This window comes from Pantoea sp. X-Soil-ISGK-275, assembly GCF_059730795.1.
Genome location: NZ_AP035977.1, coordinates 549,544 through 561,002, shown reverse-complemented (window position 1 = coordinate 561,002; position 11,459 = coordinate 549,544). Strand labels below are relative to the sequence as shown.

Here is an 11,459-nt window from a genome sequence, read left to right as displayed (position 1 = left end):
GGGGAATGATATGAATATTGGATTCAGTGCAAAAACGAAAGCTTTCTACGACCTTGATGAGAAGGCGGTATATATTCAAAATGCTTCATGGAGTGAAGATGTTAAAAGCATATCAGAAGTGCTCTGGCTGAATCACTGTGGCCAGCCTCCAAAGGGAAAAATTCGTGGTGCTGATGAACACGGTATGCCTTGCTGGATTGATGCTCCAGAACCTACCGAACAGGAGCGTATAGCGGAAGCCGTAAATATAAGAAATGCGATGTTAATGACGGCTGACACCGAAATTCGCCAGTTAAAGATTATTGAAGAAATTTGTGCATTAACGAGTGAAGAAACTCAGAGACTTATGTCATGGAAAAAGTATCTTGCTGATGTATACCGCATCGAACCGGGAAATGTTAGTTCCATTCGCTGGCCAGATGTTCCAGTGTAAAAGATGATTAAGCTGCGGCAATTCTAGCTGAGAGAGCTGATTTTATCAGCTCAATGCTTTGAGGCAGGAATTGTTTAAAAATGATAACCCACACTCAGTGATGCAGCGTTCAGGCTATTGTAATCCTGATTTTTCTCTGCTGGTGCCCCTTCATATCCTGCTGCAAGTGTGAGCGTATCAGTAACATTCAGGATAACGCCGGCACCAAATGCAACATTATTGAAAGAGTGGGAACCATTTCTTACCGCTTTATTCGTGACCTTATCATGTAGAAGGGGCTTATCCATTCTCAAATGATATAATCCAAAAGCGCCATAAACAGTCAAAAGATCGTTTATGCGTAAGGATGGGCCAAACATGGCAGAATAATACTCCGTGTCTTGTGTGGCTTTTTTATCAGTCTTGACCCTGATACGTCTGCCATTGATGTCCTTCTCATTGTGAAACTCATCTGTGTCATCCCAAAAATTCTTTAAGGCCGTCAAAGATCCAACAATACCGAACATGCTCTCGGGCTCGTAGATCATTTTAAAGTTTGGTCCATGAAGGCTGCCGTAACCCTCAATGGATCCGTGCTCATAACCAAATAACATTGTGGCACGGTCTGGTATATACAAGGCTTTTGCATTCATGCAAAAAATACAGGATAGTGCGGTGATTATTTTGATTAATTTATTTTTCATTTATAGTTCCGCAGTAATTCAATCAGATATGAATATTAAAAGCCCCCTTACGTATATTGAGGGGGCGTATTTGATCAGAAACGATAGCCAACACTCAGCATAACAGCATTGATGGGATGTAATTTTTCATCAAACCTGACTCTTGAACCTTCATACCCCATATTGAGACTTAAATTGTCGGTAATATTAGCAGTCATGCCAAAGCCGTAAGCGAATCGGTTAGTGTTAAAGCTGGCGGAGGAAGTTTTATTACTACTTAAGTTAGCGGCTGAGGTTTTATCGATTTTGCTATGCGATATACCAGCCAGTGCATAAATGCTAATGGATTCATTTAAACGCAGAGTTGGACCAAACATCGCAGAGTAATATTCAGCACTGTTGCCTGGTTTTGTTGATGATGATCCTTTATGTTTTCTAATACCGTTAGTTATTACGTCCAGGTCTGACCGCAGAGCTGTCACTGAACCCATGATTCCTACGGGTAAATCGGGTTCATACTGAACCGTTAGATTCCCCCCATAGAGAGAACCGAAGTCACGAAGTTCCCCTTGTGAATAGCCCATGGAGATGGTCGTTCTGTTTGCATTAACATTGTAATCAACAGGTGAAGCAATGGCTGCCCCACTTGTAATTGAGGCCAAGATTAAAAAAGCGCATTTTATTTTACTGTGCATCTCTATTGCCCTGTGTTAGTTTTTTGATTAAGGAGATCGCCTTAATCAGCAGAGAGGTTACAGATATTTTTAGTCATAAAAATGAATATTTATGGTTTGCGTGAGTTCTAACACAACCTATATAGTAAGATGTTGTCAGCAGATTAATGTATTCGCATGGCTTATTTTCTACTTTTGTATTAGTTGCTCGGGATGTCGTGTTTTATATGGGGGTTTTAAACATCTCTCATGTAGGTTGACGCGGATTTAATGGCCTATATCATCGTCACAATAACGGTCATTTTATTGAGATATAATCCCGATATTGTTCAGTCAATCGCCAAACATAATATTCTGAAGTGCCACATGTAATCTAAAGCTGAGAGGATATGGAGATAAATATGAAAAGAGCTATAGCTTATCTACGTTTTTCATCTTTACAGCAGGTCCAGGGAGATTCAGTCAGAAGACAGAAGAAATTAATTGATGAATGGCTTAAACATAACGCTGACTACTACCTTGATCCGGTAACATTCGAGGACCTTGGGCTGAGCGCATACAGGGGACAGCATGCTATTTCAGGCGCATTTTCTGAATTTATGGAAGCGGTGCAACGGGAGTTAATTGAAGCGGGCAGTGTACTCCTTGTAGAAAGTCTTGATCGTCTATCAAGGGAAAAAATAGGTGATGCGTCCGACAGACTCCGTACAATCCTCAAAGCGGGGATCGATGTGGTCACACTCACTGATGGCACGCATTATACCCGCGATTCACTTGACGACCCTTACTCGATCATCAAAGCAATTCTGATAGCCCAGCGAGCTAACGAAGAAAGCGAGATCAAGTCTAAACGCCAGCGTTCGGTATGGGCCGAAAAGCGTAAACAAGCGGCTGAAAAGGGAGAAATAATGACTCGCCATTGCCCCTCCTGGTTGAAAGTAAACGCTGCCGGTGATGGTTTTGAGGTAATAGAAGATAGAGCAGACATTATCAGAACCATTTTCGAAATGAGACTCGACGGCCGCTCTTTTGAGAAAATCAGTCAGGCACTGAATGTCCAGGGTAAGAAAAATCTTCGTGGAAAAGTTTCTCAGTGGAATTCAGCTTCAATTGAAAGACTGGTTAAATCTAAAGCTGTGATTGGCGTTCTTTCTCCGTCATATCGCATAACAGTGCCCGATGTTGAGGACATTCCTCATTATTATCCTGCAATCATCAGTATTGAAGATTTTGAGCGTGTTAGGCGTATTAGTTACGAACCTGAAAGCAGAAGAAACACTAATTTTAATCCCCATCTAATAAATATATTCAAGGGGCTGATGCACTGTAAAGGTTGTGGGCATGCCATTATTTTGACGGGGATCAGCACAAAAGGCTATGGCTACTATGTTTGCTCAATGCGGCGTCAGCACAGATGTAAAACTGAAGCGGTCAGAAGAGATTTAACCGATCGCTACCTGATTACTGGAGTCATAAAAGGTGCATCAGGAATGGACCTGCATTTATCAAATGAAACTGCATTAACTTCAATGACAGCCAGGCAATTGGAATTAACCGGTAAGCTTCAGAACGTGATTAAGGCAATAGAGCTAGCACCGGATGTCAGAGAGCTGACAGTCAGAGCAGCTGAAATTGCTGCTGAAATAAATCAGTTAAAGAGTGACATGGTTGAAATACAGGTTGAGCGCGATATGAAGGCTGCTTCTGCACTAAATGTGCTCAACGTAGCCGACCGCAAGGAATATCAATTAATAGCTCGAAGAATAATTCAGGATATTAAAATTGACGGAAAGTCAAAAACCTGTGATATCTATCTGCATAACGGGATGAAAGTTCTGAATTATCCCCTCACAAAGTCTACCGGCTGGTCATCTATACTAGATGCAATGGCTTATTTAGAACAGACTGAAATCATTCTCTGATAAGCCACACCATTAGAGATTTATTTAAAAAATAACATAGAGAGAATTTTAATGTCTTAATGAAAATAAAGGGCTAAATCATTCTTAATTTGTGAGTCATTAAATAAGTCAAGTTTAGGTTCTAGGTTAAGTCACTATGAGAGTGGGAAGGTTGCATAGTAACTTTTTTGGTTTCTGCAAAATGATAAGTAACGTCTTGATATCTTAGCAATAAAAAATCAACAAAAAGCATCCAGAACTTAAGTTTTAAATGATTTATTATCCTTTAAATACAGTGAGTTATATCAATATTTAAATCCTTTAGAAGTGTGAGTAAATAAACAATTCACACGATGGCATAGTAATCCTCCTTAGTTATCAGTGGGTGAATAAGTGAGCTGATAATAGTGGCGAAAAGCGGCACTTTCCAGTGAAAAATGCCAGAGATGTGGCGGCGATCGCTATGACGTGCCGGGCAGGGTGCTGGCATCGATAATGAGCCTGGTCGGTGAAAATCTCCTTCAGAGGTCTTCTGCAAAACTCCAGCAAAACTCTTCTGCAAAACTGGTTAAAAAATAATCTGCCTTTGAGCCCGGGTGTTCTTGTTAGATGGCATATCAAATAAAGTGTGGAAGGCTGCTTAGTGCCAGAACCGGACGCATGGTCTGGAAGCTCAAGACTGACTCTGCTTGTGCAGTCTATTATTTTTCGAATTTGGTCCCCTTTTAATCGGGGAGCCATATATAAAGAAAAAATTAGTAGATACATGATTCTTGACTTTAGAATGTTATCACTTTAAAAGAGGTTTAAGCCTATAAAATCTTATAAAGGAAACTGGTTCATGTTGCCGCAGGATAGCCTTCAGCAAGGAATAATTGCATCAATAAAAAAATCACTCACTTTCGATATATTATATCAAAGAATAAGGCCTGATATATCAAAATTCATCGCGACCACCTCAAAGTTACCCTTAAAAGGCCTCGATGATTGGGAACGATTAATTCGAGCTGAAGCTTTCCATTCACTTCGAAAGTATACTCAGAAGCAAAATGATAATAATTTCCAGCAAGTAGGTTCACTTAGATGGATAGACATATGTAGCACTGATGGTTTCAGACGCGAAAGAGCGCTAAAGACACTATCTGGCGGGGCACCAAATAGTTTTTTATTAGCTTTGGTTGTTCGGAAGCTAAATGACTGGGTTCCGCAAGTAAGAGCTGCAGCCCGTGATGCTTTGCCATTGATTGCTGAAGAATCTGATCCTGAGTTTATTGTTGATGTCTTATTTTTAACTCTTCCCTACTGGCATTCCTGGGGGAGAATGGAAGATATCGAGAAAGAGGTGCTCATGAAAATTATTTTGATGGAGAAGGTGACTAATGCTTTAAAAAAACGGCTTCTAACATCCTCTTCAGGGCCTGTCGCTACTATATTTGGGCAGATAGGGCGCACAACAGCGCTGGATGAATTTTTAGCTGAAATTTCAGAAAAATCAATTCAACCCTCCCTGCGAGCCAAAGCGTATCGTTGCCAGTTTGAAAGTAAATTTATTTGGGCTGAAGGGCTGACATGGCAGTGGATTGACAAAATATACGGCTTACAGCGGCGCATTCCTGCTTTAAAAGAACGAATAATACCTACAACTCGGCCCTTTATTGATACTTTGAGAATGGCAACAATCGACCGCTCGCCAATGGTTCGGCGTATAGCTGGCGAAATGCTCATAAAAGAATTGGATAACATTGGTGATGAAGCATTTAACCTGGCAAATATATTGGCTTCAGACAGGTCGCCGTCAGTAGCGGAACGCGGAAGATATGCATTAGCCGACTTAAAAAAACGAAACTGACCATTCACATACATACATTGGTGTGCCTGTGGCCAATTAAGCGATAACACATATTATTTGCTATAGGTGCATCCGCCAACATCTGTGAGAATGATTGCTTACTCCCGCTCCACGCTCACCGCTGACATCAGCCCCTTGCAACAGGCAGCTTTGTGCCAGAAGCGGAAATGGTTAAGTCCGCCTTACATTGGCTTAAGGGGAGCAGGCCAATGTCCATCTGGTATGGATTATTTCAGTACATAATCGAATTTTTCTTCCCAATTTGAATTCAGATCTTGCAATTTTACCCTCTCAAAAATCGCGATAATTTTGTCAAAATAACTTCCAAGCCTTAGCTTGGATAGCTCGGAATTTAACCATATTATTTTTACCGGCCTTTCAACATCTGTGCTAAGGCGATCCCACAATGCATCAAGATTTTTGCCATAGTAAGGTCCAAAGTCTAACAATGCAGAAATAATGGAATGAAATTCCTTTTCAGATAGGATGCGCGTTCCATCCAAATACAAATGACCAACACTCATTTTCTGTTCACTCACTTTTGACTTTCTACCCATAAATAAACAAGAAAATGTAAGTGATTTTTTCCTTATAGGTTTTAACAATTGCCAACTTTCGCTCCTCGCTCACAGTGAACATTCAGGTCTGTCAGATAACCGCTTCGTGCCAGAAGCGGACTGGCAAATACTCGCGAGCTGTCAGTAGGGTGAAGGAAGGTCAGAACGATCCCCTCGTGTTGTCGGATGCGAAATTACAATAAACTCTACGGGAGACCCAGTGTCATTTCTGGCTTGATGCTTTGAACCCGGTGGGATTTCCAGGCCCTGCAGAGCCTTAATATTATGAATTTCTCCTTCCAACTCCATGGAAAGAATGCCAGTAATAACAAAGAAAAACTGCCTTGAAACGGAGTGAAAGTGTCGTTTTTCAAAAGTGCCTGGCGGCATTTGTTCATGAATAACCAGCATGTCCGGGCGGTTTAACAGATACCAACCGTCGCAATCGTCGCCCCAGACATAATGCTCTGCATTATCCTTTGAAATCATTATCCTTCTCCTCTATACCTGTGTGCGTCTCTCTATACCTTAAGAAGGTTATACCGAGAGATTCTTTAGATTCACAATAGGTTATGCTTTTTGTTAATTCCTTTAAGTCCCGAACTGCATCATTCAACCTATCTGGCCGTCATGAATGAAATGTTATAGCAGTGTCCAGGCAGGACCGTAACGTCCGTTCTTCGCTCATTGCAGACCGTGCAGCGCACAGGTCAGCTTCGCGTCAATAGCGGACATTTTGTAAGCTCTCCTGGATAAATTGAGAATATGATCATGTGTAAACTTGAGCTGAATTTTAACGCTCAAGAAAAAAACTTCAGCGGAGAACATCTAATTGTTTACTCATATGCGTATTGCCAAACCCGTCTCCAATCTTGAACGATCTTTTCTGATGTATAGTCAGGGACTGGATTTACACAAATTAGCTGAATTCAATGATCATGACGGTTTCAATGGACTGATGTTAGGACGGAAGGGCTTAGACTGGCACATTGAATTCACCTTTTGCCTTAGTCATCCCATTCAACCTTTGCAAACTCAGGAGGATTTACTCGTTCTTTATTATTCACATGAAAATGCGTGGATAGATGCCTGTGCAAGGATGATAGAAGCCGGATTCAACATGACGAACTCATTTAACCCTTACTGGGATATCAACGGAAGGACATTTGTTGACCCAGATGGATACAGAGTGGTTATCCAAAATAAGACATGGGTATAATTTCAATTATTATTGCCAGTCCACTGGCCGTCTAGTTGCAAACCTGACGGTCTGCTCCTCGCTCACAGCGGACGGTGTTCAAATTAGTTGTTCGCTTAGGGCCATGAGCGGACATCGATGAAAATTCTGTGAATTAAACGTCACGAGATTTCTCTAATTTGATGTCAGTGCCATTGAGATCTGTTTCATTACCCCAACCGAGCTGCATATAAAATTTCGCCGCGCGACTATTCTTATCGGTTTCCAACCAGGCAATATCATGATGTTGGAATAACTCCTGCTCGGCGAGCATAACAAGCCTGCGACCTATTCCTTTGCCTTCATATTCAGGCAGAACAAAGGCCGCAAACAGACAGCCTTCATCCGGAAATATCATGGAGAAGCCAATGATTTTATTATTTTCAGTCGCAACCCATGCGCAAAGACTTTTTTCAACCATATCGCCTACCACGCTTTCGGTAATACCCATCTGCCGCATCTCTTCACGGCTCAGGTGATTCTCGATTACCGATGTTCTGACGTCGAACATTCCCTCGATATCAGAAAGTCGAGCTGTTCTTATGTGGAAACTCATTAGTCTTACTCCATGTATGACGAAATAATTTTGATAATAATGTCAAAAAAAATCAACGGAATATACACTTTAAGGCGGCAAATTATGTCAGCTTTTCGCTCACAGCAGACGTCGTTTTCCTCGGGCTTGGCCGCTTTGTGATGTGAATTCAACCGATGGATGCAACACACTTATTGAACCGCTCAGTTTTTAATGTAGAGAACGGCCTCCTAAAGTTAACCCAGCATATGATAAAAATAACATTCACTCATTTACAGTATTAGCGCCTCTCTCTGATCGCTGACGCATAGCGCCCGGCGGATAGCCATTGATGCGCTTGAACGCTCTGCTAAACGCTGCCTGCGAGGCATAGCCAAGACGTAGAGCAACGGTGTCAATTGAGATCTTATCGTGAGTAATCCAGTGACCCGCGATGCGCATTCGCACTTCTCTTGCATAGCGCAGGGGAGGTATGCCGATGATTGACTTGAAGCGTTCAGCAAAAACAGAACGCGACACATGCGACTGGGCAGCAAGCTCGGCAACAGACCACTCCCGGCTTGTATCACGATGAATGGCCAGAATGGCGCGGGCAAGTCGTGGATCACGTAACGCAGCGATCAGGCCTGCGGCGTTCTCGCTACCGTTTTCGATCCATCCACGCACAATCATGGCCGCCGCCACTTCTGCGAGGCGTGCCAGAATGCCCGCAAAGCCTGCGCGTCCGGAACAGATTTCCGATTTCATCGCGCCCAGAACGGGAACCAGCCCCGGATAAATTTGTTCGTTTGCCTCAACCACGATGGCTTGCGGCATCAGTTTACCCAGGCCCTGCATTCCACCAAGATCGAACTCCATACAGCCATAAAACAGAACCGTGCTGGGTGTCGGATGCGAACTCGGGCAGGTGTTAATTCCGCTGACGGCCTCGCCTAATGGCGCAGAGCCGAACGTGTCGATATGTTGAAATGAACAGCTGGCATCCGATAAAAGCTGATGCTCCTCACCCTGCGGCATGAACACCATGCTGCCGGCGTGCAGTTCGTGCAACGTACCCTCACTTGTGCGAAGCAGCGCAGTACCCACGGCGATGTAATGAAAATAGGCGTGTCCCGGCCTGTTGCTAAAACCGACGCCAAACTCAGAACCCGTCTGCAAGCGACGATACTGCACGCCACGCAGGCGCATTTCCAGCAGCAATTCACTGATGAGCTCGGATGACAGGGCAAAATGTTTATTCACATGCATATCCGGAGTTTCGGGTAAAAAATCAGGGTAAGACATCATAGATCGTCCAGTTGCTCGACTCTAGACTTGGAGCTGTGATTTTTTACTCCAGAAAGAGTGTGTTATGAGAAATGAAGCAACTGAAGCTGTATCCGCAAGTTTAACCTGTTCTGAACCCAAAGAATCCGCATGGATGGCCGTGATTTCACTGACTATGGGGGTGTTTGGCTTACTGACAGCAGAATATCTTCCTGCCAGCCTGCTGACACCCATGGCCGCCGATCTCGGTGTGACGGAAGCGCTCGCTGGTCAGGCTGTGACCGTCACGGCTGTGGTGGCCCTGTTTGCGGGTCTGATGGTTCCCCGCCTGACGCGTAATTATGATCGCCGTACTGTTTTGCTGGGTTTTACCGTGCTGATGATTGCCTCTAACCTGCTTGTCGCACTTTCATCCAGTCTGGCTGTTTTGTTAATCATGCGCATCTTGCTGGGCATCGCGCTGGGAGGCTTCTGGAGCATGGCAGCTGCTGTAGCTATGCGGCTGGTTCCTGCTCAAAGCGTCCCGCGTGCTCTCTCCGTTATTTTTAGCGGTATCGCTGTCGGAACCGTAGTTTCGATCCCGCTGGGAAGCTATTTAGGTGGGCTTTATGGCTGGCGTAGCGCTTTTATCGCTGCAACCGCAGTAGGCGTACTGACTCTGCTCTTTCAGCTGTTTACCCTTCCCGCAATGGCTCCGCGTCGAATGATGGTAACGGCATCTGTCATGGATTTACTCCGCCGCCCAGGCATTGCGGTGGGAATGACGGGGTGTGTAATTGCCCATACGGGTCAGTATGCGCTGTTTACCTATATTAGGCCGGCTCTTGAAAATATTGTTCAACTTGATGTGGATCGTTTGTCTTTGATATTGCTTGGATTTGGCGTCGCTAATTTTATCGGAACGCTGCTTGCCGGGTGGCTGATGGAGAAAAGCCTGCGTCTTACCCTGATACTGATGCCAGCGCTTGTTGGTGTGGCGGCATTAAGCATGATTTTGCTGCCACTCAAGGAAACAGGATTGATGTTGTTTGTTGCGTTGTGGGGAATGGCATTTGGTGGCGTTCCCGTTGCGTGGTCAAACTGGGTAGCGCGTTCCGTTCCCGATCAGGCTGAAACCGCTGGCGGCATGGTTGTCGCAGCCGTTCAGTCCTCAATTGCTGCGGGTGCTGCGTTGGGAGGATTACTTTTTGGTCTCAGCGGCGTAACCGGTGTTTTCATCGCCGCTGGTTGCATAATGTTTTTTGCCGCGCTGGTTATTGGACTAAAGGTGAGGGATACGCTGACCTGACCATTTCCTACAACAACGATTTAAATGAAGGCCAGCTACATCCTTTATTGGTTTAAGAATGACGTTACCTCTTGGGAAAACCGTTTTGGCTGATCAAGCATGACAAAGTGAAAGCTATTATCGATGCGCGTGAAATGGATATCGGATGCAGATGCATAGGCTTGACGATACATGGCATCCACGCTGGCTGGAGGAACGCCGAATAAAGCGTCATACGCGTACACGATCTCCATCGGCGCTTTGATACGGGCGAGTTCGGGGCGCAGATCGGTAATCATCAATTCATACACGGCATCCGCAACTGTTTTACGATCAGAATTGAGTCCCGCAGTCACCAAAGCTGGTCTCATCGCCTCAGTCTTCACTAAACGGATGAGGGATGTTTTCTGAAACTCTTTGAATTGCTCCGGCGACTGTCCCAGTAGCCAATCCCGCGTCGCTGTGGCATGCCGTGCAGCAGTCTCGGTGGTCGCCGCGGGATCAATCATCAACGTATAGAATGGCAAGGCGTCGACGATCATCAAACGACTGACCTGGTCAGGATGACGGGCCCCGATCATCAGGGCAATCTCCCCCCCAAGCGAATGGCCAATGATCGCGGGTGCTTCAATGTGCTGGATTTGAATGTAATCAGCGATGGCGTCAACTGCCGGAGCGATGACCTTGCCATCTGGATTGGAGAGGGCAGGTGTGCTTGCAAAACCGGCAAGTTCAACAAGATGAACTCGGTGGCTTTTACGCAAAGTTGCTGCTAAATCAGTCCAAACTTCGCGAGACGACGCCAGCCCCGGAATCAATATGACATCCGGTCCTGCGCCTTGCGTCTCTACAGAGATGCGTTGCGAGTTCGAATGCACTGCAGGTATCGGCTGAGTTTCTGACGCTGAAACTAAGACGGACATCAATAGAAGCGCCCCTCCGAACGTGGCACGTATATTTGCGCCAGGCATGAATGTAGTCCTTTATATTTTATCCCTGATAAACCGGGTTTGGCTGACATAAGAGTATATCATATAAGGTAAAATTATTAAGGGATGGATACAAAGGATTTTAATTT

General features: G+C 44.6%; 12 protein-coding genes. 5 read left to right on the top strand and 7 right to left on the bottom strand.

From position 1 onward, the window contains the following. The first annotated feature begins 10 nt into the window (after positions 1-10). Positions 11-433, top strand: a complete 423-nt coding sequence (locus tag AC6I8A_RS21995; protein ID WP_277976378.1) for a tail fiber assembly protein — start codon at positions 11-13, stop codon at positions 431-433. 74 nt (positions 434-507) lie between these two features. On the opposite strand, the gene AC6I8A_RS21990 is transcribed toward AC6I8A_RS21995, so the two are convergent. Both AC6I8A_RS21990 and AC6I8A_RS21985 read right to left on the bottom strand, forming a co-directional pair. Beyond that, the gene (locus AC6I8A_RS21990; RefSeq protein ID WP_277976377.1) at positions 508-1,116 is read right to left on the bottom strand and encodes an Ail/Lom family outer membrane beta-barrel protein; all 609 of its coding nucleotides are present in this window, start codon (positions 1,114-1,116) and stop codon (positions 508-510) included. Between the two features lie 74 nt (positions 1,117-1,190). Then, positions 1,191-1,790, bottom strand: a complete 600-nt coding sequence (locus AC6I8A_RS21985) for an Ail/Lom family outer membrane beta-barrel protein (protein WP_277976376.1) — start codon at positions 1,788-1,790, stop codon at positions 1,191-1,193. Positions 1,791-2,170: 380 nt separating this feature from the next. Here AC6I8A_RS21985 and AC6I8A_RS21980 point away from each other — a divergent pair, with 380 nt between their 5' ends. Beyond that, positions 2,171-3,691 (top strand): recombinase family protein, encoded by a 1,521-nt coding sequence (locus AC6I8A_RS21980; RefSeq protein ID WP_497819175.1) that lies wholly within the window; start codon positions 2,171-2,173, stop codon positions 3,689-3,691. An 820-nt stretch (positions 3,692-4,511) separates the two neighbouring features. Then, positions 4,512-5,519 carry a hypothetical protein gene (locus AC6I8A_RS21975; RefSeq protein ID WP_497819174.1) on the top strand — a complete coding sequence of 336 codons (1,008 nt, stop codon included), beginning with the start codon at positions 4,512-4,514 and terminating at the stop codon, positions 5,517-5,519. Between the two features lie 227 nt (positions 5,520-5,746). Here the strand turns inward: AC6I8A_RS21975 and AC6I8A_RS21970 are convergent, their stop codons facing one another. Together AC6I8A_RS21970 and AC6I8A_RS21965 are read right to left on the bottom strand one after the other, a co-directional pair. Further along, the gene (locus tag AC6I8A_RS21970; protein WP_479490923.1) at positions 5,747-6,058 is read right to left on the bottom strand and encodes a barstar family protein; all 312 of its coding nucleotides are present in this window, start codon (positions 6,056-6,058) and stop codon (positions 5,747-5,749) included. A 159-nt stretch (positions 6,059-6,217) separates the two neighbouring features. Then, entirely contained in the window at positions 6,218-6,565 is a 348-nt protein-coding gene (locus AC6I8A_RS21965; protein ID WP_179452957.1) for a cupin domain-containing protein, read from the bottom strand. A 355-nt stretch (positions 6,566-6,920) separates the two neighbouring features. On the opposite strand from AC6I8A_RS21965, the gene AC6I8A_RS21960 reads away from it, so the two are divergent. After that, positions 6,921-7,295 carry a VOC family protein gene (locus tag AC6I8A_RS21960; RefSeq protein ID WP_497819173.1) on the top strand — a complete coding sequence of 125 codons (375 nt, stop codon included), beginning with the start codon at positions 6,921-6,923 and terminating at the stop codon, positions 7,293-7,295. 133 nt (positions 7,296-7,428) lie between these two features. Here the strand turns inward: AC6I8A_RS21960 and AC6I8A_RS21955 are convergent, their stop codons facing one another. Together AC6I8A_RS21955 and AC6I8A_RS21950 are read right to left on the bottom strand one after the other, a co-directional pair. After that, positions 7,429-7,869 carry a GNAT family N-acetyltransferase gene (locus tag AC6I8A_RS21955; RefSeq protein ID WP_265303421.1) on the bottom strand — a complete coding sequence of 147 codons (441 nt, stop codon included), beginning with the start codon at positions 7,867-7,869 and terminating at the stop codon, positions 7,429-7,431. A gap of 243 nt (positions 7,870-8,112) precedes the next feature. Beyond that, positions 8,113-9,135 (bottom strand): AraC family transcriptional regulator, encoded by a 1,023-nt coding sequence (locus AC6I8A_RS21950; protein ID WP_479485535.1) that lies wholly within the window; start codon positions 9,133-9,135, stop codon positions 8,113-8,115. 64 nt (positions 9,136-9,199) lie between these two features. On the opposite strand from AC6I8A_RS21950, the gene AC6I8A_RS21945 reads away from it, so the two are divergent. After that, positions 9,200-10,402 (top strand): MFS transporter, encoded by a 1,203-nt coding sequence (locus AC6I8A_RS21945; RefSeq protein ID WP_497819172.1) that lies wholly within the window; start codon positions 9,200-9,202, stop codon positions 10,400-10,402. Between the two features lie 44 nt (positions 10,403-10,446). Here the strand turns inward: AC6I8A_RS21945 and AC6I8A_RS21940 are convergent, their stop codons facing one another. After that, a complete protein-coding gene (locus AC6I8A_RS21940; RefSeq protein ID WP_265296658.1) occupies positions 10,447-11,352 on the bottom strand; it encodes an alpha/beta fold hydrolase in 906 nt (301 codons plus the stop codon). Positions 11,353-11,459 lie beyond the last annotated feature (107 nt).